This is a genomic window from Aeromicrobium sp., from assembly GCF_049586495.1.
Classification (GTDB): Bacteria; Actinomycetota; Actinomycetes; order Propionibacteriales; family Nocardioidaceae; genus Aeromicrobium.
The window spans coordinates 1-24,980 of sequence record NZ_JBAVCB010000053.1; the positions used below are offsets into that span (position 1 = coordinate 1).

The window sequence follows — 24,980 nt, forward strand, 5'->3', positions numbered from 1 at the left end:
ATCTGTTCAACGCCAACCAGCGTCCCGCCGTCGACGTCGGCATCTCGGTCTCGCGGGTGGGCGGCGCGGCCATGCAGAAGTCGATGAAGGCCGTCACGGGCTCGCTCAAGGTCGAGCTGGCGCAGTATCGGGCCATGGAGGCGTTCGCGATGTTCGCCTCAGACCTCGACGCTGCCTCCAAGCAGCAGCTGGCGCGTGGTCAGCGCATCATGGAGCTGTTCAAGCAGGGCCAGTACTCGCCGTTCCCGGTCGAGGACCAGGTCGTGTCGCTGTGGGCCGCCTCGACCGCCAAGCTCGATGCGGTGCCGATCGAGGACATCAGCCGCTTCGAGACCGAGTTCCTGGACTACCTCAAGCGCTCCCACGGCGGCATCCTCGACGCGATCCGTGAATCGGGCAAGTTCGAGGACGACAACGCACAGGCTCTCGAGGGCGCCTACGAGTCGTTCGCCGATCAGTTCGAGACCCACGAGGGCGGCTCGATCAAGGCCGGTCACGAGGAGCACGAGGCGCTTGCCGACGAGGATGTCGAGCAGGAGCAGATCGTCAAGCAGAAGCGGGGCTGACACATGGCAGCGTCGGTACGAGAGCTACGCGCAAAGATCAGGTCGACCCAGGCGACCAAGAAGATCACGCGCGCCATGGAGCTCATCGCCGCGTCGCGCATCATCAAGGCGCAGCAGCGGGCAGCGGCGGCAGCGCCGTACGCCCGCGAGCTGACCCGGGCGGTGTCGGCGGTGGCGACGTTCTCCAACGTCGATCACCCGCTGACGCGGGAGAAGGAGAATCCCACCAAGGCAGCGGTGCTGGTCGTGTCCAGCGACCGCGGGCTGGCTGGGTCGTACTCCTCGGCGGTACTCAAGGAGGCCGAGCGCCTGGTCGAGAAGCTCAGGGGCGAGGGCAAGGACGTCGACTTGTACCTCTCCGGCCGCAAGGCCGAGGCGTACTACAACTTCCGCCAGCGTCCCTTCATCACCTCGTGGACCGGGTTCTCGGACAAGCCTGAGTACTCCGACGCCCGCGAGATCGGCAACACCTTGGTCGACGCGTTCAATCTCGACGCTGATGACCTCAGCGAGGACTCAGATGCCAGTCCCGAGCACGCCGTCGACGAGCTGCACGTGGTCTTCACGCGCTTCAGGTCGATGCTGACGCAGGAGCCGGATGTCATCCGGTTGCTGCCGCTCGAGGTCGTCGAAGGCACCGAGGCGCCGGCGGACGACGACGTGCTGCCGCTGTACGAGTTCGAGCCGTCGGCCACCGACGTGCTCGATGCGTTGCTGCCCAAGTACGTGCACAGCCGTATCTACTACTGCCTGCTGCAGGCGTCGGCCTCTGAGCTCGCCGCCCGTCAGAAGGCCATGAAGTCGGCGACCGACAACGCCGAAGAACTGATTCAGAAGTACACCCGAACTGCCAACCAGGCCCGCCAGGCGGGTATCACCCAGGAAATCAGCGAGATCGTGGGCGGCGCGAATGCGCTGGCCGAAGCGACCGCTGGGGAGTGAGAGAAGAGATCATGACTGCCACCATCGACGAGTCCAGCTCCAACCAGGGCGGCACCGGCAGCACCACGGGCCGCGTGGCCCGGGTCATCGGACCGGTGCTCGACATCGAGTTCCCCAGCGACCAGATCCCCGAGATGTACAACGCGCTCAAGGTCGACACCACGATCGACGGTGTCACCGAGACGCTGACCCTCGAGGTCGCGTTGCACATCGGCGACGGCATGGTCCGCGCGATCAGCCTGCGCCCCACCGACGGCATCGTCCGCGGCGCCCAGGTCACCGACACCGGCGAGCCCATCATGGTGCCAGTCGGCGACCAGACGCTCGGCAAGGTGTTCAACACCACCGGCGACGTCATGAACCTCGCCGAGGGCGAGACCTGGGAGGTGCAGGAGCGCCGTGGCATCCACGGCAAGGCTCCCGCGTTCGACCAGCTCGAGTCCAAGACCGAGATGTTCCAGACCGGCATCAAGGTCATCGACCTGCTGACCCCGTACGTGCAGGGCGGCAAGATCGGCCTGTTCGGTGGTGCAGGCGTCGGCAAGACCGTGCTGATCCAGGAGATGATCGCCCGCGTGGCGCGCGATCACGGGGGTGTGTCGGTGTTCGCCGGTGTCGGCGAGCGGACCCGTGAGGGCAACGACCTCATCGTCGAGATGGAAGAAGCCGGCGTCCTCGGACAGACCGCGCTCGTCTTCGGCCAGATGGACGAGCCGCCGGGAGCGCGTCTTCGTGTCGCCCTGTCGGCGCTCACGATGGCGGAGTACTTCCGCGACGTGCAGAACCAGGACGTGTTGCTCTTCATCGACAACATCTTCCGGTTCACGCAGGCCGGCTCCGAGGTCTCCACGCTGCTCGGCCGCATGCCGTCGGCCGTGGGCTACCAGCCCACGCTGGCCGACGAGATGGGCGTCCTGCAGGAGCGCATCACCTCGACCCGTGGTCACTCGATCACCTCGCTGCAGGCCATCTACGTGCCGGCCGATGACTACACCGACCCGGCACCGGCCACCACGTTCGCTCACCTGGACGCCACGACCGAGCTCAACCGTGAGATTGCGTCGATGGGCATCTACCCCGCCGTGGATCCGCTGACGTCCACGTCACGCATCCTCGACCCGCGCTACATCGCCGACGATCACTACAAGACGGCCAACCGGGTCAAGAGCATTTTGCAGCGCAACAAGGAGCTGCAGGACATCATCGCCATCCTCGGTGTCGATGAGCTCAGCGAGGAGGACAAGACGCTCGTGTCCCGTGCGCGCCGCATCCAGCGCTTCCTCAGCCAGAACACCTACGTGGCCAAGCAGTTCACCGGCCTCGAGGGGTCGACGGTCCCGATCGACGAGACCATCGACGGCTTCACCAAGATCTGTGACGGCGACTACGACCACGTGGCCGAGCAGGCCTTCTTCATGTGCGGCGGTCTCGAGGACGTCGACAAGAAGTGGGAAGAAATCCAGAAGGGTCTCTGATGGCTTCGTCGAACTCCGAGGGCTCCTTGCAGATCGAGCTGGTGGCCGCCGACCGCGTGGTGTGGTCGGGGCAGGCTCGTGAGGTCAGCGCACGCACCGTCGAGGGTGACCTCGGCGTGCTGCGCGGCCACGCACCACTGTTGTCGCTGCTGGTACCCGGCGTCGTGGTCATCCACGCCGCAGACGGTGAGCTGGTCCGCGCCGCGGTGGCAGAGGGATTCTTGTCGGTCGCCAACGACCACATCTCGATCCTGAGCGAAGAGATCCTGCTCGAGGACGAGATCGACGAGGCGGCACTCCAGCACGAGATCGACACGGCCCGCGCGGCCGACGATCACGACGCAGTGCTGCGCGCCGAGGCCAAGTTCCGTACCGTCGGCAAGGCATCCTGACGACCTGAGGGGGTCCCGACGTGCCACTGTGGATGTGGTTGATCGACTCCCTCGCGCTCCTGGCCTTCCTGGGCTTCCTGGTGGTGGCGTGGTTCGTCATCCGGCGGCGCGTGATCACGAAGGGCGCTGCCGGGACGTTCGACATGAGCACCAACCGCAATGTCGACCCCGGGACGGGGTGGACCCTGGGCTTCGCGGTCTACGGCGACGTCGAACTTCGGTGGTATCGGACCTTCTCGTTGTCGCCGCGCCCTCGCTACCGCTTTGCCCGCGGCACCGTTCTGATCGAGGGCCGACGCGCGCCCATCGGGAGCGAGAACCACGCCATCTACCTCGGCCACGTCATCGTGGACACCAAGAACCAGTGCGGGGTGCGACAGATGGCCATGAGTGCCAACGCGCTCACAGGCCTGCTGTCATGGTTGGAGTCCTCTCCACCGGGCGGACGGGTCAACAACGTTCTCTAGCGCACTTTTGATGGCTCGGAGAGGCTGATTTCATTGACCCTGACCCTGAAGTGATAGAGAATCACCGGGAACCAATTTTCCCTACGCAAAGAGGTACACCGTGTTCGTCAAGCGTCTGGTAGCGGCGGTCGCCGTTGCGACCTTCTCCGTGATCGGCATTGCGCCAGCAGCCACCGCCGCTTCATCCTCGGACACGAAGGGCGCCAAGACTTCGCAGAAGCCGGCGTCGGGTCCGCAGCATCGGATCGACTGGGACTGATCACCAGCCCACTGCCCAGAACCGCCCGCCATGGTGGGCGGTTCTGTCATGTGCGGGCGTGTCCTAGCGTTCGCCGCCGGGCACCCAGAGGATGTCGCCCTCCGCGCGGTTGGCGTGTCGGCCGAGGATGAACAGCAGGTCGCTGAGTCGGTTGAGGTACTTGGCGGTCAGGATGTTCATGGTGTCGCCGTGCGCGTCCAGAGCGGCCCAGGCCGACCGCTCGGCGCGGCGCGTGACGGTGCAGGCCACGTGCACGGCTGCCGCGGCGGGGGAGCCGCCCCGCAGGATGAAGGACCGCAGGGCGGGCAGCTGATCGTTGTAGTGGTCGCACCACCCCTCGAGGCGGTCGATGTAGTCCGGTTCGACGCGCAGGGGCGGGAACTCGGGATCTTGGACGACCGGGCACGACAGATCAGCGCCGACGTCGAACAGGTCGTTCTGCACGTGCGTGAGGACAGCCGCGACGTCCTCGTCGATGCTGCCGAGCTGGCGGCCGAGGGCGAGCGCCATGCCAAGGTGCGCATTGGCCTCGTCGACGTCGGCATAGGCCTGGAGGCGCAGATCCAGCTTGGACGTGAGGCTCATGTCGCCGAGGCGGGTCGATCCGTCGTCTCCGGTGCGCGTGTAGATGCGCGTCAGGTTCACCATGGCCTGAGTCTATGAGGTAGGGCCTCGGTGCAGTGTGAGCGACGACCCCCTCACATTCGAGTGACCGAGGGGTGGCGGGACGGTAATCTGACCCGCATGCCTGACAAGAGCGCGGACATGCCCGAACGCGACCGCCCGTGGGTCATGCGTACCTATGCGGGCCACAGCTCGGCCGCCGAGTCGAACTCGCTGTACCGCCGCAACCTGTCCAAGGGGCAGACCGGGTTGTCGGTCGCGTTCGACCTGCCGACCCAGACGGGCTACGACCCAGACCACGAGCTGAGCCGTGGAGAGGTGGGCAAGGTCGGCGTCCCGATCCCGCACCTCGGTGCGATGCGCCGCCTGTTTCAGGACATCCCGCTCGATGAGATGAACACGTCGATGACGATCAACGCCACGGCGATGTGGCTGCTGGCGATGTATCAGGTGGCCGCCGAGGAGCAGGGCGTCGAGCCGGCGCAGCTGTCCGGCACCACGCAGAACGACATCATCAAGGAATATTTGTCGCGCGGCACGTACGTGTTCGGTCCGGCGCCGTCGTTGCGCCTGACCACCGACATGATCGCGTACACGGTCAGCACGATCCCGAAGTGGAATCCGCTCAACATCTGCAGCTATCACCTGCAGGAGGCAGGCGCCACACCGACGCAGGAGCTCGCCTACGCGCTCACCACGGCCATCGCCGTGCTCGATGCCGTGAAGGACTCCGGGCAGGTGCCGCCGGAGGAGTTCGAGAAGGTCGTCGGCCGCATCTCGTTCTTCGTCAACGCTGGCGTGCGCTTCATCGAGGAGATGTGCAAGATGCGCGCCTTCGGGCGGCTGTGGGACGAGATCACCCGTGAGCGCTATGGGGTGCAGGATCCCAAGATGCGTCGCTTGCGCTACGGCGTCCAGGTCAACTCGCTGGGTCTGACCGAGGCGCAGCCCGAGAACAACGTGCAGCGCATCGTGCTGGAGATGCTCGGTGTCACGCTCAGCAAGGACGCACGCGCCCGTGCGGTGCAGCTGCCAGCCTGGAACGAAGCGCTTGGCCTGCCGCGCCCGTGGGACCAGCAGTGGTCGTTGCGGCTGCAGCAGGTCTTGGCCTTCGAGTCCGACCTGCTGGAGTACGAGGACATCTTTGAGGGCTCGGTGGTCATCGAGGCCAAGGTCACCGAGCTGTGCGAGGGTGCCAAGGCGGAGGTCGATCGGGTTCAGGCCATGGGCGGAGCCGTCGCGGCGGTCGAGTCCGGTTACATGAAGCAGGCCTTGGTGGGCTCGCACGCAGAGCGTCGCGCCAAGATCGAGGCCGGCGAGATGTTGGTCGTCGGAGTGAACTCCTACACCGAGACGGAGCCGTCGCCGCTGACGGCCGATCTGGACGGCGCCATCATGGCCTCCGATCCCGAGGCCGAGGCCAATGCGATCGCTGACGTGCTGGCCTGGCGCGAGCAGCGCGACCAGAGCGACGTCGACGAGGCGCTCGCTCGTCTGCAGCGCGACGCGAAGTCCGACACCAACTTGATGGAGGCCACGCTCGCTGCCGTGCGGGCGGGGGCCACCGTCGGGGAGTGGTCCGGCGCGCTGCGCGAGGTCTTTGGCGAGTACCGCGCTCCCACCGGTGTCAGCGGAGTGGTCGGTGTCGCGGAAGCCGGAGCCGAGCTGACGGCCGTGCGCGACAAGGTGGCGACGACCGGCAAGGAACTGGGCACGCGACTGCGCTTCCTGGTCGGCAAACCGGGTCTGGACGGACACTCCAACGGCGCCGAGCAGATCGCCGTGCGAGCCCGCGACGCTGGATTTGAGGTGATCTATCAAGGGATCCGGCTCACTCCGGCGCAGATCGTGGCCGCCGCCGTGGCCGAGGACGTGCACTGCGTGGGTCTGTCGATCCTGTCCGGCTCGCACATGGAGCTGGTGCCGGAGGTGCAGAAGGCGATGAACGCGGCCGGGCTGGGCAACGTGCCGATCATCGTCGGCGGCATCATCCCCGAATCCGACGCCCGCAAGCTCGAAGCCTCGGGGGTCGCCGCGGTGTTCACACCCAAGGACTTCGGCATGACAGCGATCATGAGCCGCATCGCCGATGAGATCCGCAAGGCCAACGATCTCTCGTGATGTCCGTCCTGTCCCGACTCACCGCGCTCATGCTGCTCGCGGGACTCGCGGTGTCCGGATGTGGCAAGGATGACGAATCGGTGGATGGGGGCGGGACGTCGGCGGCCACCCGACTGAAGATTCGAGTCGTGGCGGCGGACGGCGCTGAGCCGCGGACCATGACGCTCTCGTGTGCCCCGGTCGGGGGCAGTCATCCCAACGCTTCGGCGGCCTGCGCCAAGCTCGCCGAGGCGGGCGCCCCGATCTTCGAGCCGGTCGCTGGTAGCACGACGTGCACCATGATCTTCGGCGGACCCCAGACAGCCACGATTTCCGGCATCTACGAGGGCGAGGAGGTCGACGCCTCCTTCAGCCGCGCCAATGGCTGCGAGATCGACCGTTGGGACACCCTCGGCACCGAGGTCTTCGACATCCCCTTGCAGTAGGGCCCACGGCTCGTCCCTCGGAGCAGCCGTGCTTCGCCGGGCGCCTCGCCCGTCGCTTCGCTCGGGCCCGTGGCCACCTCGGGCGCTAGAACAGGCGCAGCGAGGGATCGTCGATGCCGCGCAGCTCGTCGTAGTTGACGACGACACACGTGATGCCGCGGTCCTCGGCCAGCACACGGGCCTGGGGCTTGATCTCCTGCGCGGCGAAGATGCCGCGCACGGGCCGCAGTCCAGGATCGCGATTCATCAGCTCCAGGTATCGGCTCAGCTGCTCGACGCCGTCGATGTCGCCGCGCCGTTTGATCTCGACGGCAACCGAGGAGTTGCCGGCGTCCTTGCACAACAGGTCGACGGGGCCGATGGCGGTCATGAACTCACGGCGTACCAGACTCATGCCCGAGCCGAGGGCCGTGGTGTGCTCGGCCAACAGCTCCTGGAGGTGCTTCTCGACGCCGTCCTTCTGCAGCCCCGGATCCACGCCGAGATCGTGCGAGGAGTCCTGCAGGACCTCCTCGAGCCGGATGCGCAAGGTGTCATCGGTCTTGGTGGCCGACACGGTCCATTCCGGCACGCCGTCGTCAGCGATCCCCTCGCGCAGGGTGCACGGCGGGCTCATCCAGTTCAGCGGTTTGTAGGATCCGCCGTCGGAGTGGATCAGGACCGAGCCGTCGGTCTTGACCATGATGACCCGCGTGGCCAGGGGCAGGTGGGCCGTCAGTCGCCCGGCGTAGTCGACCTGACAGCGGGCGATGACGAGACGCACTACTGCCTCGTCAGGGTGCCGAGATTGAACTCGAGCTGGGTCGTGTCGCCCGAACCGACGACGGTGCCCTCGTCGGTGTTGCCGTCGTCACCGAGCAGGCGCACGATGTCGCCCTCGACCTCGTACGTGCCCACGCGGAAGTCCGTCAGCCCCTCGAAGTCCTCGGTGAAGGTGCCGTCCTCCTCAAGATGCACGACCCACTCGGCTTGCGGATCTTCCCAGTCGCCGCGGAGCGCGACGGTGCCCTCAGAAGAGGAATCGCCCGGCGGTTCGGCGTCCGGAGAGGTCGAAGTGGCCGCCGTCGACGGGTCTCCAGCGGCGGCGGGTGCGTCGCTCGTGCACCCGGCCAGCAGCAGCGCCGTTGCGGCGAAGATGGCGAGTGTGGTGATCCTCATACGTCGATTCATCAGGACCCTCTCCCGGTCGTGGCGGCGTCAGGTTAGTCTGACACGACCTCGAACCTACTCAGGAGTAGCCATGCAGGAGATCGTCGATCAGGTGAACGGTTCCGGGCGAGAGTCCGAGATCGCTCGCGCGTTGTTGCTGCCCTACCTGAACCACGCGGCAACCATGTACGAGAGCGGTTACGCGACGGCGCCCGACATCGACGCTTCCATGCGATTTGGATGCGGCTACCCGATCGGCCCGCTGGCCCTCGTCGACGCCCTGGGCGCAACGTCCGTGGTCGCCGGCCTCGAGGCGATGTACGCGGCCAGCGGCGACGAGCTGCATCAGCCGGCTTCGGTCTTGGTCGCGCACGCCGAGGAAGGTCGATCATTCGCCGACGGCGAGGGGGAGGACGGTCCGACCGAGCCCACCTTCCAGCACACGATCACTCGCGTCGGAGTGGTGGGTACCGGCACCATGGCGTCGGGCATCGTCGAGGTGTTCGCCAAGGCGGGATACGAGGTCACGTTCATCGGTCGTGGTCAGGACAAGATCGAAGGCGTCATCGCTGCGATCACCAAGAGCCTCGACAAGGCCATCGCGCGCGGGAAGCTCGACGAGAACGCCAAGGCATCGGTGCTGGGCCGACTGACCGGCTCGACCGAGCGTGAAGCCTTGGCAGACGCCGACCTGATCGTCGAGGCGATCGCCGAAGATCTGGCCATCAAGCTTGAGCTGTTCGGCGACCTCGATCGCATCGCCAAGCCCGGCGCCATCCTCGCCACCACGACGTCGTCGCTGTCGATCAACGCCTGTGCTGCAGCCACGAAGCGCCCGCAGGACGTCATCGGCATGCACTTCTTCAACCCGGCGGCAGTGATGAAGCTGGTCGAGGTCGTCACGGCCGACGAGACCTCCGTCGAGGTCGACGAGACGGTGCGCGCCCTCTGCCTGGCCACCGGCAAGCACCCCGTGTCCTGCGGCGATCGCGCCGGATTCATCGTCAATGCGCTGTTGTTCCCCTACCTCAACGACGCCATCAAGCTGCACGAGGCGGACGGCGACTCGCTGGAGGAGATCGACTCGGCCATGAAGGCCACCCAGGTGCCGATGGGCCCGTTCGCACTGCTGGACGTCGTCGGCAACGATGTGTCCTTGGCGATCCAGCGCTCGCTCGTCTCGACCTTCGGTCACGCGGGTTGGCAGCCGGCCCCGGCGCTCGAGGTCGTGGTCGCGGCGGGCAAGCTCGGCCGCAAGACCGGTGAAGGCTTTCACAGGTACTGAGTCCGGCCGAAGCTGATGGGTGCTCAGGCGTTGCGGCTGAGATCGGGCGGTCGAGGATAACCCCACGCCCTGCTGATCGTTCCTGTTGCGGAGAGGGACGCGACAGGAGCACATCATGACCACGGCACAGGTGGCCGTCATCGTCGAGCCCCTCGTCCGGCCCGGGAAGTCCGTGGCCCACCTGGTTCGCACGACGATCGGGAGCATGCTCGCGGCGGGCGCGATCGTGATCGGCTGTTTTCAAGCGTTCACCCTGGCTCACGGGGTCGAGAATCGGTTGTTCGACGGCCTCCCCGAGACGCAGTCGGCGAGCGCCGCTGTCGATCAGGTCGTGCGGGAGCAGCAGTCGCTGGGTCTGACCTGTCGGCCCGAGGCCGCCCTGACTGATCGGGTGGTGTTCCAGTACGGCTCGGGTGAGTTTGCTGCGCTGCTGACGTTGCGGGGCGCCGTCTCCGCTCAGAAGGCCGGCGCGGGGTCCATCCAGCGCTACTGCTTCTAGCGCTCCCTATGCTAAGAGCGTGCCCCGACGCCCCACCCGCCGACGTCCGCCCGTCTCAGGTCGGCCGGTCAACGAGCGGATCGAGACGCGAGGGTCCACCGAGTGGCACGTGCGCGCCCTGGCCGGGTCGGACAAGTCGTATCGCTGTCCCGGATGTCATCAGGCGATTCATCCGGGTGCGGGTCACCTGCTGATCTGGCCGGTGCACAAGTCTCTGCTCAGTGCCGAGGCGATCGACGAGCGGCGCCACTGGCACACCTCCTGCTGGCAGCGCAGGCTCTGACTCAGCTCTCCGAGCTGGCGGCGTCGGCCGGAACCTGGGTGGGCTTGGGCTCAGCAGACTTCGCCGCCTCGACGGGCTTGGTCTCGGCCGGTGTGGACTCGACTGCCTTGGGCCGTTTGGTCGGTTCGACTGCTTCGACCGCCTTGGCTGCCTCAGGGGCGAAGGTGGAGACGATGTCGCGGAGCTGACCCATCTGCGACATGATGCCGTCGCGCTTGCGCTGCAGGTCCTCGACCTCCGCACGCAACGTGCGGGTCTGACGCTCGGTGTCGGTCGTGGCGCTGGCGCGCAGGTGATCGGCGTCGGCGCTGGCACCGGCCTTCAGGGCTGCGGCCTCCTTCTTGGCGCTCTCCAGCACGCGCGCGGCCTCGTCGCTGGCGGCGTCACGAGTCTTGGCGGCCTGGGCCATGACGTCGCGGGCACGAGCGTCGGCCGCGGTCGCACGAGCTTCGGCGTCGGCCACCAGCTGAGCGGTCTGCTGGGAAGCGGACTGGTGCATCTCGGTGGCCTCACGGGCCAAGCGCTCCTTCTCGACGGCCAGCACGCGGCGTGCCTCGCTGACCTCGCGGTCAGCGGCTGCGCGGGCCTGCTCGACCTCACGCGTCGCGCCAAGGCGCATGTTCTGTGACTCCTGCTCGGCCGCGAGGCGCATCTGGGCGGCCTCGCGCTCGGCGTGCGCACGCTGGTCGGTGGTGTGGGCCTTGGTGTCAGCGTTCATGACCTCAGCCTCCTCGAGCAGAGCGGTGCGTCGCTGATCGATCTCGGCGATGGCCAGTGCCTTGGTGTTCTCGGCCTCCTTGGCGGCGGCGGCCCGCACGAGCGCAGCCTCCTCCTCGGCCTTCTTGACCAGCTCGCCAGCCTCGCGCACGGCGCGGGTGCGCACATCCTCGGCCTCCTGCTCGGCGAGACCGAGCAGCTGGGCAGCGTGATTGCCCAGACCGGTGTACGTCGGCTTCTCGACAGCCTCGACCCGATCCTTGAGCTTCTCGATCAAGCCCCGCAGGTTGGCGTTCTCGTCCTCGGCGGACTTCAGAGCCTCGGCGGCGCGCTGCAGCTCTGAGGACTGGTCGCGCGCGAAGGAGTCGACAGCCTCGCTGTCGTATCCGCCGCGGCGAGCCAGCGGGAACGAGGCGTCTGCGGACTTCTGGGCAGCATCGAGAACGGCGGTCGCGAGGTGGTCAGACATGGGCATCCCGAGATCGAAGATGGCGAGTGGGCAGTCGTCAGCATACCCCGAGGTGCAAGCCCTCGGAACCGCCTGAACGGGCGGTACCCCCTCGTCGGCTCAGATGCCGCGGAACCGGTTGATCGCCTCGAGATGGATGGCCCGCTTGGCCTCGTCGCGCACGCCGAGGCCCTCTTCGGGGGCCAGGCACAGCACGCCGACCTTGCCCTGGTGGGAGTTGCGATGCACGTCCAGAGCGGCCTGACCGGTCTCGGCCAGCGGGTAGACCTTGGACACCGTCGGATGGATCAAGCCCTTGTCGATCAGACGATTCGCCTCGTACGCCTCGCGGTAGTTGGCGAAGTGCGAGCTCTTGATCTGCTTGAGGTTCATCCACAGGTAGCGGTTGTCGTACTCGTGCATGTAGCCCGAGGTCGACGCGCAGGTGATGATCGTGCCGCCCTTGCGCGCCACGTAGACCGAGGCACCGAAGGTCTCACGGCCCGGGTGCTCGAAGACGATGTCGGGATCCTCACCGCCGGTGAGCTCGCGAATCTTCTTGCCGAGCCGCTTCCACTCCGAGGGATCTTGGGTGTTCTCGTCCTTCCAGAACCTGTAGCCCTCGGCGGAGCGATCGATGACGTGCTCAGCGCCGAGCGAACGAACGATCGCGGCCTTGTCGGGGGAGGACACGACACACACCGGGATCGCTCCACCGTTGAGAGCCATCTGGGTGGCGTACGAACCGAGACCGCCCGAGGCGCCCCAGATCAGCACGACGTCGCCCTGCTTCATGTTGGCGCCGTTCTTGGACACCAGCTGGCGGTAGGCGGTCGAGTTGACCAGGCCGGGGCTCGCGGCCTCTTCCCACGTGAGGTGGTCGGGCTTGGGCATGAGCTGATTGGCCTTGACGACCGCGAGATGGGCCAGGCCGCCGAAGTTGGTCTCGAAGCCCCAAATCCGCTGCTGGGGGTCCATCATCGTGTCGTCGTGACCATCGGGGCTCTCCAGCTCGACCGACAGGCAGTGCGCCACGACCTCGGCTCCGGGCTTCCACAGGTTGACGCCGGGACCCGTGCGCAGCACGACGCCAGACAGGTCCGAGCCAACCACGTGATACGGCAGGTCGTGCCGCTTGCTGTACTCCGACAGGCGGCCGTAGCGCTCCAGAAAGCTGAAGGTGGAGACGGGCTCGAAGATCGAGGTCCACACGGTGTTGTAGTTGATTGCGCTGGCCATGACGGCCACGAGCGCCTCGCCCGGCGCGAGCTCGGGGACCGGGACGTCGTCGAGGTGCAGGCTCTTGCGGGGGTCCTTCTCCTTGCTCGGCAGACCGTCGAACATGCCCACGTCGTCCTGGTGAACCGTGATGGCCTGGTAGGTCTCGGGCAGGGCGAGAGAACCAAAGTCTTCCGGCGGTGTGTCGCCGGCAAGGATGGCGTCGAGGATGTTCTGCACGGGTGGGCCTCCTGAGGTGTCCCCGGCGATGTTACCGATCCGTAACAGCCGCGGATACAGTCGCGGGCTGTGATCCAGCCCTCACACGGTCGTCGGCGGGCTCAGCCGGCTGGCTGAACCAGCTCGACCAGCACGCCGCCGGCGTCCTTGGGATGCACGAAATTGACCCGGCTGTCTGACGTCCCGCGCTTGGGGGCGTCGTACAACAGCCGCACGCCGCGTTCGCGCAAGATGGCTGAGACGGCGTCGATGTCGGCGACGCGGTACGCCAACTGCTGGATGCCCTGACCATTGCGGTCGATGAACTTGGCGATCGTGGACTGCTCTGTCAGCGGAGCAAGGAGCTGGATGCGCGTGTCGGACTCGCCGACGGCCAGCATCGCCTCGCGGACCCCTTGCTCTTCGTTGACCTCCTCGTGCACCGAGTGCAGGCCAAAGATCGAGGCGTAGAACTCCAGTGCGTCGTCCAGGTCGGGGACGGCGATCCCGACGTGGTCGATGGTCAGGAGCAGATGTTCAGGAACCAGTGCGTCGGGCATGCGACCGAGCGTAGGGCACCGGTGTCTCTGGCGATGACCGCTGGGTAAAGTGAACGCATCGTCGTCATAGGAGCACACCGCATGAGCCAGAACGTCATCATTGCCGGAGCACGCACCCCGATCGGCCGCCTCCTCGGCGGGCTCAAGACCTTGTCAGGATCCGATCTCGGCGGCCTCGCCATCAAGGGAGCGCTGGAGAAGTCGGGCGTCTCGGGTGATCAGGTCGACTACGTGATCATGGGTCAGGTTCTCACCGCGGGTGCGGGTCAGATCCCCGCGCGCCAGGCCGCGCACAAGGGCGGCATCCCGCTCAACGTGCCGGCGCTCACGATCAACAAGGTCTGCCTGTCGGGCATCAACGCGATCGCCTTGGCCGATCAGCTGATCCGCGCCGGCGAGCACGAGATCATCGTGGCGGGCGGCCAGGAGTCGATGACGCAGGCGCCGCACATGCTGCTCGGATCGCGCGAGGGCACCAAGTACGGCGACACCACCCTCACCGACCACATGGCGTACGACGGCCTCTGGGACGCCCTCACCGATCAGGCCATGGGCGGGCTGACCGAGCAGATCAACGTCGATCAGCAGAAGTTCACGCGAGAGGAGCAGGACGCATTCAGCGCCTCCTCGCACCAGAAGGCCGCGACGGCGCAGAAGAACGGCGTGTTCGACGACGAGATCGTGCCGGTCGAGATTCCGGCGCGTCGCGGCGACGCCGTGGTCGTCAAGGACGACGAGGGCATCCGGGCCGACACGACCACCGAGTCGTTGGGCAAGCTGCGTCCCGCCTTCTCCAAGGACGGCACCATCACGGCCGGGTCGGCCAGCCAGATCTCCGATGGCGCTGCCGCGGTGGTCATCATGAGCAAAGAGAAGGCCGAGTCGCTCGGTCTGTCCTGGATCGCCGAGATCGGCGCCGCCGGTGTGGTCGCCGGCCCGGACTCCAGCCTGCAGAACCAGCCCGCCAACGCGATCGCCCACGCCTGCCAGAAGGAGGGCATCACCCCTGCCGATCTCGACCTGGTCGAGATCAATGAGGCGTTTGCGGCGGTCGGCATCTCCAGCGCCCGCGAGCTCGGCATCAGCGAGGACATCGTCAACGTCAACGGCGGTGCCATCGCCCTCGGTCACCCGATCGGGGCCAGCGGCGCTCGCATCGCGTTGCACCTGGCCCTCGAGCTGGGTCGTCGCGGTGGCGGCGTCGGCGCGGCGGCTCTGTGCGGCGGCGGAGGCCAGGGCGACGCCTTGATCCTCCGCGTGCCGAAGGCCTTGTAAGAGTCGCGTGCCCGCCGACGACGTCGCCGCGCTGGTCGCGGGGGCCGTGGAAGGTCAGCCGCGCGCCGTGGCGCGACTGATCTCACTGGTCGAGGACAGATCGCCGAAGTTGCGAGAGGTGAGCGCAGCGCTGGCATCAACGGCTGGCCGCGCCCACGTCGTGGGCATCACCGGTTCGCCGGGAGTGGGCAAGTCAACCTCCACGTCGGCGCTGGTCGGCGTCCTGCGCGCGGCTGGTCGACGGGTGGGCGTGCTGGCCGTCGATCCCACGTCGCCGTTCACCGGTGGCGCGTTGCTGGGCGACCGGATCCGCATGCAGGATCACGCGACCGATGCCGGTGTCTACATCCGATCGATGGCCAGTCGGGGCCACCTCGGTGGGCTGTCAGCGTCGGCCCCGCAAGCGCTGCGGGTCTTCGATGCCGCAGGTTGCGATGTCGTGCTGGTGGAGACGGTCGGCGTCGGCCAGTCAGAGATCGAGATCGCTGGCATCGCCGACACCACGCTGGTGCTGCTGGCACCGGGCATGGGCGACGGAATTCAAGCCGCCAAGGCCGGCATTCTCGAGATCGGCGACATCTTCTGCGTGAACAAGGCTGACCGTGACGGCGCCAACTCGACCCGCCGAGAACTTCGCAGCGTGCTGTCGATGACTGGCGACGACGGCGGTGGCAGCTGGAAACCGTCGATCGTGATGACCGTGGCCACGACCGGTCAGGGCGTCGAGGAGCTGCTCGCCCGGATCGATGCCCACCGCGAGCACCTCGCCGCCTCAGGAGAGCTCGGCCGCCGCAGGCTGGCCCGCGCTCGTCGCGAGATCGAAGCACTGGCGCTCACCGAGGTTCAGCAGAGATTCGCGCACCTGTCCGGCCACGCCGACCTGGATGACCTGGCGCGACAGGTCGTGGAGGGCGGCACTGACCCCTTCGCCGCCGCCGACCGGCTCGTCCAGGCGCTGTAGGGCGCGCGCGACGCGCCGGTATGATGATTGCGGGGGCCCCGTGACTCGGTGGTGGACAATGGGGTCGTGCTGAAGAAGATCGTCACCCTGCTCGTCATCGGGTTCGGTGTGTTCTACCTGCTGACCGCGCCCGCCGGCGCGGCCGATGCTGTGAGCAATGCCGCGGGGGCCGTCATCGACGGCTTTGGCCAGCTCGGGGTCTTCGTCAACGAGCTCGTCGCGTAGCGGGCCTCCGATGCTGAGGTGGGTGCTGGAGCACCTTCCCGAGCAGGAGATCGAGAACCATCTCCTCGTCGAGGAGGGCGAGGTCGTGATCGATCTCGTGCGCCACCATCGGATCGTGTACTGGGTTCCCCTGCTCGAGACCGCGGGTGTGGTCGGGCTGTGGTTCCTGGCTGTCTTCGGCCCGATCTCGTTGGGGTGGTTCTTCATCCTGGCGGCCTTCGCTCTGGCTGGCCACGCGCTCTATCGGACGCTGCGCGAGCATCGCGACATCTTCGTCATCACCAACATGCGGGTGTTTCGCGCCAGCGGCGTGATCTCGGTGCGAGTCGCCACCATGCCGCTGCGACGCATTCTCGACATCACCGTCGAGAAGCCGGTGCTTGGCCGCATGGTCGGCTATGGCCACTTCGTCTTCGAGTCCGCCGCGCAGGACCAGGGTCTGCGGACGATCAGATTCGTGGGTGATCCGGACGGCCGCGATCGCACCATTCAGCGCGTGGTGCAAAACAGCGGCCTGCGCAGCCAGTCCGACCACCACCTCCAGGGTGAGTGAGTCGGTTCCTACACTGGGCGCATGACTTTCTCGCGTCACGGAGCCATTGACCTGTCCGTCCTGAAGCAGCCAACCGGTGCGCAGCGACCGAGCGGGGTCGACCCCGGAGCCGCGCCGGGCGCCGCCTCCTACGTCGTGGACGTGTCCGACCAGAATTTCGAGGACGTCGTCAAGTCCTCGATGACACACATCGTCGTGCTGAGCCTCTGGTCTCCGCGATCCGCGCAGAGCCAGGCGTTCAACCAGACGCTCGCGACGGTCGTGAACGGGTACCAGGGCAAGATGCTGCTGGCGCAGGTCGATGTCGATGCCAACCCCGGGGTCGCCCAGGCCCTGCAGGCCCAGAGCGTGCCCGTGCTGTTCGGACTCGTGCAGGGGCAGCCGGTGCCGTTGTTCGAGGGAGCAGCCGAGGAGCCCGAGGTCCGACGCGTCTTCGACGAGCTCATCGCGCTGGGCATCCAGCACGGGATCAGCGGGGTGGCGCAGCCCGTGGGGTCGACCCCCGCGCCTCAGGAGGAGGCGGAGCCGGTCGAGGACCCACGCTTCGCAACGGCGGACACCGCCTTTGCCGCCGGTGATCTGGATCTGGCCATTGCCGAATACGAGAAGGTGCAGGCTCAGTACCCGGCGGACGCAGAGGTGGCCGAGCGCCTGGCTGGCATCCGGCTGATGGCTCGCGTGAAAGATGTCGACCTCCAGGCCGCACGCACCGCGGCCGGGGACGCCCCGGACGACATGCAGGCGCAGCTGCTCGTCGCTGATCTCGACATCTCTGGCGGCCACGTCGAAGACGCCTTCGATCGTCTGATCCAGCTCGTCAAGCGACTCCCGAGCGACGAGCGCGAACCTGTGCGGGAGCGCCTGATCGATCTGTTCACGGTGGTGGGTGTCGGCGACCCCCGCGTGTCGGCCGCACGGCGCACGCTGGCACAGGCTCTGTTCTGATCGGCGAGTTGGGTCCAGGCGACCCGAGTGACAGGTAAGGTCACCACACCATGAAGCGGGCGACGGGTTGGGCGAGCGTCGTCCTTGGCGTCGTCCTCGCCGCGCTGGGCTTCGCGCTGATGGTGATGCTCGGTCCGGACAGTCGCGTCACGTCCGGACCGCATGCGATCCAGACCGATGGTTCGGTCGTCGTCACCGCTCCACGGCTCATCACCTGGTCAGGAGTGCAGATCGACGTGCTGGCAGAGCTGCCCGCTCAGAAACCGGTGTTCGTGGGTCTCGGCAACACCGTGGACGTGCAGAGTCTGGTTGGCGGCACCGAACGCATCGAGATCGCCACGTTCCAGACCCCGTGGAAGCCCACGTTCCGTCAGCGCGACGGCCGCGCCTTCGTGCAGGGTGCGCCCACGGCGCTCGACTGGTGGTACGTCGACTCCGCCGGCGTGGGCGGAGCGAGCATCAGCACGACGTTGCCGGACGAGCCGGTCTCGCTCGCGGTCATCTCCGTCGGTGCATCGAACCTGTCAGGACTGCAGGTCTCGCTCGCCTACGGCATCAAGGGTGGCTTCGCCAAGGGCGCGGGACTTGTGCTGCTGGGGGTTGGCGGAGCCATCGGTGGGCTGGTGCTGCGGCGCAGTGCGCAGCTTGATGAGGAGTACGACCGCCAGTTCGATGCGCCGGCCGAGACGGAGGGCGGGATAGAGGAAGTCGTCTACCTGATCGTCGACGAGCACGGCGTCGAGCACGAGCTCACTGCCGAGGAGGTCGAAACGGGTGGCTACGAGGTCGTCGACGAGTCTGAACCCGCACAGGAGTCGGAATCCGAACCGAGACCCACGCCGAGCGGCGAGCGCGTCGTGTACGTGTTCGTCGACGAAGAGGGTGTCGAGCACGAGCTCGGTGAGGACGACCTCGACGATTTCGAAGTGGCTGATGAGGAGCTTCCTGACCACGGAGGTGAGTCGCGATGATCACGTTTCGACGTCTGGCGATCCTGCTGGTCGCCTCAGCACTGATGTTGGCCGCCTGCTCCATCCCGCGTGACCGCGAGATCAAGAAGATCGACAAGGTGTCGGCCACCACGGCCGACGTTGCTGCGGTCTACACGCGGTACCAGCAGGTGCGCAACGCCGCCACCGAGCTGCTGGACCCCAAACCGCTGTCGACCATCGAGACGGGCCCTGCGCTGGCGATCGACTCGGGATCGTTCGAGGTGTCGCAGCGGCTCAACGCGACCCAGAAGCAGAACACTGGCGAGGTCGAGATTCTCGACATCCAGACGCCGCGGTTCACCACGTACCCGATTTGGTACTCCACCGTGATCCGCGACGGCTCGCGCGACGTCAAGCGGGTGCAGGTCTTCGAGCGGACGTCGGCAGTCGATCCGTGGCTGCTGGTCACCACCCCTGAAATCCTCAACGACACCGAGCTGCCGCAGATTCGCGGCGACGGCAACGGTGATGCCAGACGGGTGAGGCCCGATGACGGAACGGGCATGGCGATGTCGCCCAATGAGGTGGCCCAGGCCTACGCGAAGACTCTGGCCGACGCGAAGGCTGAGGAAGCCAGCACGATCGAGGACGACTCGTTCATCGACCAGATGCGCCAGGCGGCGGCCACCAACGCTGGGCTGGAGGGGGTCACCTTCGCGCAGACGTGGGCTGCTGAGCCTGTGCAGTACGCGCTGCGCACCAAGGACGGAGGCGCCTTGGCATTCGTGACGTTGTTGCGCACTGACACCTACACGGTGCCGGACGGCCTGCAGGTCACGTGGCCGGCTGGATCGCCTCAGCAAGCCTTCTTGCAAGGGGGCATTCAGCGGACCGGAACGCTGGACTACTACCACCAGATCCTTGTCTACCTTCCCGGCGGCGAGGACAAGCCGCGGGCCCTCGGCCAGTTCGGCGGGGTCGTGAGCGGCGACGTCGGCTAGGTGGGCTTCAGGGGCCGGGCGGAGCTTCGCGGTAGGGGCGGTCGTCGCCATCCAGGACTGACGCCAACAGCTCGACCGTGGCGGCGGTGGCGCGCTCGCGGACCATGACTGGATCGCACCAGTGCACCGCTTTGATCTCGGTGGGCTGGAGGGTCATCTGAGCGATGTAGGAGCTGTCGACCGTGCCAAGGTCGAACACGAAGATGCAGGCGTCGTCCCAGCCGCGCCACGCTGGTAGCCAGTTGACCGTGACCAGACCGTGCACGTCGACCGTGACGGCAAGTTCTTCCTGCAGCTCGCGCACCAACCCGGGCGCGGGAGCCTCTCCGACCTCCACGACGCCCCCGGGTAGGTCCCACTCGTTCTTGTACGTCAGCTCGCACAGCAGGACGCGACCCTGCTGGTCGCGCAGCAGTCCCTGGCTGATGACTCGCTTGGTCGGCAGTCCGGCATTCAGGATCGCGATGAACCCGTCGCGGCTCATCGGCTGCGGGTCCTCGGCGATGCGCGCCAGCAGCACTCGGTCGGTGTCAGTTCCCGCGCCCCGCACCATGCCTTCGCGGCGGAGCCCCGAGATGGAGGCGGCGCGCACGTCGTTCGTTCGGTCGATCGGGATACGTGCCTCCAGGCGGGTGGCGCCGAGCTCGTCGAAGGCGTGGGGGACCGCGAGTCCCAGGGCGCGCACCACGGTGCCAAGCGCATGTTCTCCCATGTTCCACCGAACCGAGAGCGTGCGGGCGGCCTCGCGACGGAATGCGAGGGTACCGATGCGCGAACCGGCCTTCAGGACGGCGAAGCCGATGAACTCATCCGATCCCGAGGTGGGCTCGAGGACGAGGTCGTCGTCACGCAAGGTCATGCGCTCCACCGTAGGCGGCGAAGACCCGATCAGGGCTCGCCGGGTCCCGACCGTCGCCGCGGCGTCATCTGTGCCACGATGCTGCGATGGATCTGGAGAACGTCCTGTGGATGTTGACAGCACTCGCCGCCGTGGTCGTCCTGCTGACCTACATGCGGATGTCATCGACCGCGGCGCAATCTGGACACGCTCGCATTCCCCAGGCCATCATCACGTCGCACACCGTCGTCGGGGTGCTGGCGTTGGTCGTCTGGATCGGCTTCCTTTCTTCTGCGAACCAATGGGTCGGATACGCCGGACTGGTGCTGTGGTGGGTCGAGGTCGCCCTCGGCGTCGCGATCCTGTCCCGCTGGCTGCCCGGTGCCGGTCGACACTCATCGGACGCCACCGACGACACCTGGGCCGACGGGCCAGGGTTGTCCTTGTTGGGGCACGTGGGCCTGTTGCTGGGTGTCTGCTTCTTCACCTGGACGGTGGCGACCGGCCAGCTGGCCTGACGGGTTTCTTCAGGCGTCGATGAGAGAGACGATGTCCGCGATCGAGTCGAAGACCTCGGTGGGTCGGAACGGGAATCGCTCGACGGCCGAAGCCGGCGTCGACCCCGTCAGCACCAGGAACGTGCGCAGACCGGCTTCCAGACCTGACAGGACGTCGGTGTCCATGCGGTCGCCGATCATCACCGTGGTCTCGGAGTGCGCCTCGATCTGGTTCAGCGCGCTGCGCATCATCAAGGGATTCGGCTTGCCGACGAAGTAGGGCTCCACTCCGGTCGCCTTGGTGATCAGCGCGGCCACGGAGCCCGTGGCCGGTAGAGACCCACCCGGCGACGGGCCGGTGGCGTCGGGGTTGGTGGCGATGAATCGGGCTCCCTTCTCGATCAGCTGGATGGCCCGGGTGATGGCCTCGAACGAGTAGGTACGCGTCTCCCCGAGCACCACGTAGTCGGGCTCCCTGCTGGTCATGATGTAGCCGACGTTGTGCAACGCGGTGGTCATGCCGGCCTCGCCGATGACGTACGCCGAGCCCTCAGGACGCTGCTCGGACAGGAATTCCGCTGTCGCGAGTGCGGAGGTCCAGATGGCCGATTCGGGCACGTCGATCCCAGCGGCCCGCAGCCGGGCGCACAGATCGCGCGGGGTGAAGATCGAGTTGTTGGTCAGCACCAGGAACTTGCGTCCGGTGTCGGTGAGCCGCGCGATGAAGTCGGCTGCGCCCGGAATGGCCTTCTCCTCGTGGACGAGGACGCCGTCCATGTCGGTCAGCCACGTCTCGATGGGTTTGGTCATCGCGGAACCAGGGCGCTCGCGACCCCTGTTCGCTGCTCAGAGACGTCCCACAGGGCCTGCGCGACGTCGGACTCCCGAGCCTGGGGCGACCGAGGATTCAGCCCGGGGGCGCCGCGCGTGCCGCCCAGCTTCGTCGGCCCGATGTAGCTGTTGGGCGGAAGATCGGCCGTGATGGCGTGAATCGTGGGGCGCGAACCGAACTCGGCGCTCGTCGCGATGATCTTGTTGCCGATCCACATCACCTTGTTCATCAACGAGCTCGCGTGGTGGCTCTGCAAGTTGGTGGCGGAGTAGCCGGGGTGGGCGGCGTGCGCGACGACCGTCGATCCGGCCTCGGTCAGGCGGCGCTGCAGCTCCATGGTGAACAACATGTTGGCGAGCTTCGACTGCTGGTAGGCACCGGTGGGACGGTAGATGCCCTCGAGCTCGAGGTTCTCCAGATTGATCTGGGGGCCGTTGTGCAATCCCGAGGAGATGGTGACGACGCGATCGGTGATGTGCGGGAGCAGCAGATTCGTCAGAGCGAAGTGGCCGAAGTGGTTCGTTCCGATCTGTCGCTCGAAGCCATCGACGGTGCGGCCCTCGGCAACCATCATGATGCCTGCGTTGTTGACCAGAGTCGTGATGGGCGCGTCCCAGGCATCGGCAAAGGCGCGCACCGACGCCAGATCGGCGAGGTCAAGCCGGCGGACCTCGGTCGAGCCCTCGATGGTGGCAGCTGCCGCTTCGCCCTTGCCGGTGTCGCGTACTGCGAGGACCACGTGTCCGCCGGCTGCCGCGAGCTTGCGCGCCGCCTCGAGCCCGATGCCGGAGTTGGCTCCGGTCACGATGTAGGTCTGGCCGGTCAGATCGGGAAGTTTGCTCATGGCTCCACGGTACCGAGGTCCACGGCGCACGGCCTATGCTCGGCAGCAATGTTGCGGCACACAGGAGGAAGCATGGCGGAGTTCGTATCACTGGACGTCGACGGCGGGGTCGGCACGATCCGGCTCGACCGCCCCAAGATGAATGCGCTTGACGCCCAGATGCAACGCGAGCTCATCGACGTGTCGGTCGAGGCTGACGCCCGCGATGACGTGGCCGCCGTCGTCGTCTACGGCGGTGAGCGAGTCTTTGCAGCAGGCGCGGACATCAAGGAAATGGGTGCGATGTCGTATCAGGCGATGGCGCGGCACTCGGTTCTCCTGCAGGACTTCACCAAGGCGCTGGCTGCGATCGGCAAGCCCACGGTGAGCGCCGTCACCGGGTTCGCGCTCGGAGGCGGGTGCGAGGTGGCCTTGGCGACTGATGTGAGATTCGCTGCGGACAACGCCACTTTCGGTCAACCGGAAATACTGCTGGGCGTCATCCCCGGAGCCGGTGGGACCCAACGCCTGGCCCGCCTCATCGGCCCAGCCAAGGCGAAGGACCTGATCTACACCGGCCGATTCGTCGATGCAGCTGAGGCGCTCGCGATCGGGTTGGTGGACCAGGTGCACCCAGCCGACCAGGTGTACGCCAAGGCGGTCGAGTGGGCTCGTCAGTTCGTGGGCGGACCGGCCTTGGCGCTGCGCGCGGCGAAGTCGGCCGTCGACCGGGGCCTCGAGGTCGACCTCGTGACGGGACTGGAGATCGAGCGGATGGAGTTCAGCGGACTGTTCGCCACCGACGACCAGACCGCAGGTATGCGGTCGTTCGTCGAGAACGGTCCCGGCAAGGCGACCTTCGCAGGATCGTGAATTCACCGGCGCCGACTCGCCCGTCGTGAGCCGGACGCTCGCCGAAGGCATGGGGCATACTGGCCAAATCACTCGTTCCGTGCTTCGAAGGGGAGTCATGTCGGACTCTACGTCCAGCAATTCGTCCGGTTCGCGCCGCTTTGATCCGCTCCAGGCGGCCGCCGACACGATCCGTGATGACGGATCTGCCACCCCGAGCGGGCCTGCAGAGAAGGCGAGGCGGGGTTCGACATCTGATCCGTTGGCACGCGCAGCGAAGGCCTTCGACGAAGAACACCCCAGCGACACGAGCCCCGATGACGGCAAGAGCGCAGCGGCGGACAAGGTCGACGATGAGGCCGATGACGGCGAGCAGACTCCTCGCGAGCGCAGAGCCGCCGCCCGCGCCGCGCGCAAGGAAGCCATGGAGCGTCGACGAAAAGAGCGTCTGGCCGCCAAGGCGAGCGTCGCCAAGCGACGTCATGCGGCAGAACCAGACGATGAGTCCGTGCCGGAGAAGTCGCTCTCGGACAAGCTTGCCGAGGCTCGCCGTGGGGCAGCGTCCGCCGAGGCATCCGCAGGGTCCGACACTGCGGACACGGTCGAGGCGACCGAGGGGATTCAAGAAACTGAATCGTCCGATGACGCGCTCGCGCAAGAGACTCCTGCTCACGCGGATGCCACCGAGCGCACTCCTGCCAGCTTCCCGTCGCTGGGCGTCATGACCGCCGGCCAGTTCAGTTCTCTCGAGTCGGGAGCCGTTGAGGGTGAGGTGTCCGACCCATTGAGCACGAAGACCGCTGAGGATCCGCCGGCGGCTGAGGATCTTGACACCGATGTCGTTGTCGCAGAGGGCACCGCCGAGGCCGAGGAGACCGGCAGCGACGCTCGGGAGGTCTCGGAGCCGGCGATCGTCGATGAGCCGGCAGCCGATCGAGAAGAGTCCGTTGTTGAGGAGCCTGCTGTCGAAGAGCCTGCTGTCGAGGAGCCTGCGGCCCACGACGTCGTTGACGTGCCAGCGGCCGAGCAGCCCGCCGCGGAGGCACCCTCTGTTGACGAGCAGCCATCGGCGGAAGCCGAAGATGATCTGTCAGCTGTCGTGTCGTTCGGACCCCCGTCGGTGTCGTTCGCAGAGAAGCTGGCGGCCGCCAGTGCGGCGGCCAAGGACCGCGTCACGGCAGCACGGGCTGAAGCGGCTCGACTCATGGAGGAGGCCGCTCGCGAGCGCGCCGAGACCGCTGCTCGACTGTCCGCTGACGAAGCCTCGCAGCGCGAGCTCTCCGCGCAGAAGCTGAGGGCCGCCGAGGAGGCCGCCGCCGAGCGCGTCGGCCTGGCCCAGGCCGAGGCCGACCGGGTGACCGCCGAGATCGAGCGTGAGCGGGCTGCGGCATCAGCCAAGATCGCTGAGCTGCAGAGGCAGGCCGATGCGCGCGTGGAGGCTGCACGAGCCGAGGCGGAGCGACAGGCCCAGCAGCGTCTTGACGACGCCGCCGCCGAGGCGAAGAGGCTGGCCGAAGAATCGGACCAGAGGTCGCGTGCCATTGCTGAGAAGAAGCTCCGCGACGCCGAAGCGGCAGCCGAAGACGCCGCCAATCGG

General features: G+C 67.0%; 29 protein-coding genes and 1 pseudogene. 21 read left to right on the forward strand and 9 right to left on the reverse strand.

The genetic code is table 11. From position 1 onward, the window contains the following. From WB508_RS02775 to WB508_RS02800, 6 genes and pseudogenes are all read left to right on the forward strand, one after another. Positions 1-566: pseudogene (locus tag WB508_RS02775) on the forward strand (F0F1 ATP synthase subunit alpha); the annotation flags it as partial. A 3-nt stretch (positions 567-569) separates the two neighbouring features. After that, positions 570-1,508, forward strand: a complete 939-nt coding sequence (locus tag WB508_RS02780) for a F0F1 ATP synthase subunit gamma (protein ID WP_423843352.1) — start codon at positions 570-572, stop codon at positions 1,506-1,508. Next, positions 1,505-2,983 carry a F0F1 ATP synthase subunit beta gene (atpD, locus tag WB508_RS02785; RefSeq protein WP_423843353.1) on the forward strand — a complete coding sequence of 493 codons (1,479 nt, stop codon included), beginning with the start codon at positions 1,505-1,507 and terminating at the stop codon, positions 2,981-2,983. Before WB508_RS02780 ends, atpD begins: the two co-directional genes overlap by 4 nt. After that, positions 2,983-3,375: a F0F1 ATP synthase subunit epsilon gene (locus WB508_RS02790; RefSeq protein WP_423843354.1), complete on the forward strand. Its 393-nt coding sequence runs from the start codon at positions 2,983-2,985 to the stop codon at positions 3,373-3,375. Before atpD ends, WB508_RS02790 begins: the two co-directional genes overlap by 1 nt. A 20-nt stretch (positions 3,376-3,395) precedes the next feature. After that, on the forward strand, positions 3,396-3,842 hold the full coding sequence (locus WB508_RS02795) for a DUF2550 domain-containing protein (RefSeq protein WP_423843355.1): 447 nt from the start codon (positions 3,396-3,398) through the stop codon (positions 3,840-3,842). A gap of 100 nt (positions 3,843-3,942) precedes the next feature. Beyond that, entirely contained in the window at positions 3,943-4,101 is a 159-nt protein-coding gene (locus WB508_RS02800) for a hypothetical protein (protein ID WP_423843356.1), read from the forward strand. Between the two features lie 63 nt (positions 4,102-4,164). Here the strand turns inward: WB508_RS02800 and WB508_RS02805 are convergent, their stop codons facing one another. Continuing rightward, positions 4,165-4,749 carry a cob(I)yrinic acid a,c-diamide adenosyltransferase gene (locus WB508_RS02805; RefSeq protein ID WP_423843357.1) on the reverse strand — a complete coding sequence of 195 codons (585 nt, stop codon included), beginning with the start codon at positions 4,747-4,749 and terminating at the stop codon, positions 4,165-4,167. 96 nt (positions 4,750-4,845) lie between these two features. Between WB508_RS02805 and WB508_RS02810 the strand changes: the two genes are divergently transcribed. After that, complete coding sequence (locus WB508_RS02810) at positions 4,846-6,846, forward strand: protein meaA (protein WP_423843358.1); 2,001 nt, start codon at positions 4,846-4,848, stop codon at positions 6,844-6,846. Then, positions 6,846-7,271 (forward strand): SSI family serine proteinase inhibitor, encoded by a 426-nt coding sequence (locus WB508_RS02815; RefSeq protein ID WP_423843359.1) that lies wholly within the window; start codon positions 6,846-6,848, stop codon positions 7,269-7,271. The genes WB508_RS02810 and WB508_RS02815 overlap by 1 nt, the downstream gene beginning before the upstream one ends. A gap of 85 nt (positions 7,272-7,356) precedes the next feature. Here the strand turns inward: WB508_RS02815 and nucS are convergent, their stop codons facing one another. Then, on the reverse strand, positions 7,357-8,034 hold the full coding sequence (gene nucS / locus WB508_RS02820) for an endonuclease NucS (RefSeq protein WP_423843360.1): 678 nt from the start codon (positions 8,032-8,034) through the stop codon (positions 7,357-7,359). Then, on the reverse strand, positions 8,034-8,429 hold the full coding sequence (locus tag WB508_RS02825; protein WP_423843361.1) for a hypothetical protein: 396 nt from the start codon (positions 8,427-8,429) through the stop codon (positions 8,034-8,036). The genes nucS and WB508_RS02825 overlap by 1 nt, the downstream gene beginning before the upstream one ends. A gap of 82 nt (positions 8,430-8,511) precedes the next feature. On the opposite strand from WB508_RS02825, the gene WB508_RS02830 reads away from it, so the two are divergent. The 3 genes from WB508_RS02830 (at position 8,512) to WB508_RS02840 (ending at position 10,487) form a co-directional block, all read left to right on the forward strand. Continuing rightward, a complete protein-coding gene (locus tag WB508_RS02830; protein ID WP_423843362.1) occupies positions 8,512-9,705 on the forward strand; it encodes a 3-hydroxyacyl-CoA dehydrogenase NAD-binding domain-containing protein in 1,194 nt (397 codons plus the stop codon). Positions 9,706-9,820: 115 nt separating this feature from the next. Next, complete coding sequence (locus tag WB508_RS02835; RefSeq protein WP_423843363.1) at positions 9,821-10,204, forward strand: hypothetical protein; 384 nt, start codon at positions 9,821-9,823, stop codon at positions 10,202-10,204. A gap of 19 nt (positions 10,205-10,223) precedes the next feature. Further along, positions 10,224-10,487 carry a hypothetical protein gene (locus tag WB508_RS02840; protein WP_423843364.1) on the forward strand — a complete coding sequence of 88 codons (264 nt, stop codon included), beginning with the start codon at positions 10,224-10,226 and terminating at the stop codon, positions 10,485-10,487. Between the two features lies 1 nt (position 10,488). On the opposite strand, the gene WB508_RS02845 is transcribed toward WB508_RS02840, so the two are convergent. The 3 genes from WB508_RS02845 to mce form a co-directional block, all read right to left on the reverse strand. Further along, positions 10,489-11,673 (reverse strand): hypothetical protein, encoded by a 1,185-nt coding sequence (locus WB508_RS02845; protein WP_423843365.1) that lies wholly within the window; start codon positions 11,671-11,673, stop codon positions 10,489-10,491. A gap of 99 nt (positions 11,674-11,772) precedes the next feature. Then, a complete protein-coding gene (ccrA, locus tag WB508_RS02850) occupies positions 11,773-13,110 on the reverse strand; it encodes a crotonyl-CoA carboxylase/reductase (protein ID WP_423843366.1) in 1,338 nt (445 codons plus the stop codon). Positions 13,111-13,211: 101 nt separating this feature from the next. Then, positions 13,212-13,649 carry a methylmalonyl-CoA epimerase gene (mce, locus tag WB508_RS02855; protein ID WP_423843367.1) on the reverse strand — a complete coding sequence of 146 codons (438 nt, stop codon included), beginning with the start codon at positions 13,647-13,649 and terminating at the stop codon, positions 13,212-13,214. Positions 13,650-13,730: 81 nt separating this feature from the next. Here mce and WB508_RS02860 point away from each other — a divergent pair, with 81 nt between their 5' ends. The 7 genes from WB508_RS02860 to WB508_RS02890 all read left to right on the forward strand — a co-directional run bounded on the left by WB508_RS02860 (position 13,731) and on the right by WB508_RS02890 (position 19,541). Further along, positions 13,731-14,924 carry an acetyl-CoA C-acetyltransferase gene (locus WB508_RS02860; RefSeq protein ID WP_423843368.1) on the forward strand — a complete coding sequence of 398 codons (1,194 nt, stop codon included), beginning with the start codon at positions 13,731-13,733 and terminating at the stop codon, positions 14,922-14,924. 7 nt (positions 14,925-14,931) lie between these two features. Continuing rightward, the gene (gene meaB / locus WB508_RS02865; protein WP_423843369.1) at positions 14,932-15,885 is read left to right on the forward strand and encodes a methylmalonyl Co-A mutase-associated GTPase MeaB; all 954 of its coding nucleotides are present in this window, start codon (positions 14,932-14,934) and stop codon (positions 15,883-15,885) included. Positions 15,886-15,951: 66 nt separating this feature from the next. Continuing rightward, complete coding sequence (locus WB508_RS02870) at positions 15,952-16,110, forward strand: hypothetical protein (RefSeq protein WP_423843370.1); 159 nt, start codon at positions 15,952-15,954, stop codon at positions 16,108-16,110. A gap of 10 nt (positions 16,111-16,120) precedes the next feature. Continuing rightward, positions 16,121-16,663, forward strand: coding sequence for a PH domain-containing protein (locus WB508_RS02875; RefSeq protein ID WP_423843371.1), 543 nt, complete (start codon positions 16,121-16,123; stop codon positions 16,661-16,663). A 21-nt stretch (positions 16,664-16,684) separates the two neighbouring features. Beyond that, on the forward strand, positions 16,685-17,608 hold the full coding sequence (locus tag WB508_RS02880; RefSeq protein ID WP_423843372.1) for a co-chaperone YbbN: 924 nt from the start codon (positions 16,685-16,687) through the stop codon (positions 17,606-17,608). A gap of 50 nt (positions 17,609-17,658) precedes the next feature. Beyond that, positions 17,659-18,579, forward strand: a complete 921-nt coding sequence (locus tag WB508_RS02885; protein WP_423843373.1) for a hypothetical protein — start codon at positions 17,659-17,661, stop codon at positions 18,577-18,579. Beyond that, entirely contained in the window at positions 18,576-19,541 is a 966-nt protein-coding gene (locus WB508_RS02890; protein ID WP_423843374.1) for a hypothetical protein, read from the forward strand. Before WB508_RS02885 ends, WB508_RS02890 begins: the two co-directional genes overlap by 4 nt. Positions 19,542-19,548: 7 nt before the next feature. On the opposite strand, the gene WB508_RS02895 is transcribed toward WB508_RS02890, so the two are convergent. Then, positions 19,549-20,400 carry an NUDIX hydrolase gene (locus tag WB508_RS02895; RefSeq protein ID WP_423843375.1) on the reverse strand — a complete coding sequence of 284 codons (852 nt, stop codon included), beginning with the start codon at positions 20,398-20,400 and terminating at the stop codon, positions 19,549-19,551. Between the two features lie 86 nt (positions 20,401-20,486). Between WB508_RS02895 and WB508_RS02900 the strand changes: the two genes are divergently transcribed. Then, complete coding sequence (locus WB508_RS02900; protein ID WP_423843376.1) at positions 20,487-20,897, forward strand: hypothetical protein; 411 nt, start codon at positions 20,487-20,489, stop codon at positions 20,895-20,897. A gap of 9 nt (positions 20,898-20,906) precedes the next feature. On the opposite strand, the gene WB508_RS02905 is transcribed toward WB508_RS02900, so the two are convergent. Next, the gene (locus WB508_RS02905; RefSeq protein WP_423843377.1) at positions 20,907-21,686 is read right to left on the reverse strand and encodes an HAD-IIA family hydrolase; all 780 of its coding nucleotides are present in this window, start codon (positions 21,684-21,686) and stop codon (positions 20,907-20,909) included. Beyond that, the gene (locus tag WB508_RS02910; protein ID WP_423843378.1) at positions 21,683-22,552 is read right to left on the reverse strand and encodes an oxidoreductase; all 870 of its coding nucleotides are present in this window, start codon (positions 22,550-22,552) and stop codon (positions 21,683-21,685) included. The genes WB508_RS02905 and WB508_RS02910 overlap by 4 nt, the downstream gene beginning before the upstream one ends. A 72-nt stretch (positions 22,553-22,624) precedes the next feature. Here WB508_RS02910 and WB508_RS02915 point away from each other — a divergent pair, with 72 nt between their 5' ends. Next, positions 22,625-23,404, forward strand: coding sequence for an enoyl-CoA hydratase/isomerase family protein (locus WB508_RS02915; RefSeq protein ID WP_423843379.1), 780 nt, complete (start codon positions 22,625-22,627; stop codon positions 23,402-23,404). Between the two features lie 97 nt (positions 23,405-23,501). Continuing rightward, a partial coding sequence (locus tag WB508_RS02920) for a hypothetical protein (protein ID WP_423843380.1) occupies positions 23,502-24,980 on the forward strand: 1,479 nt, incomplete at its 3' end.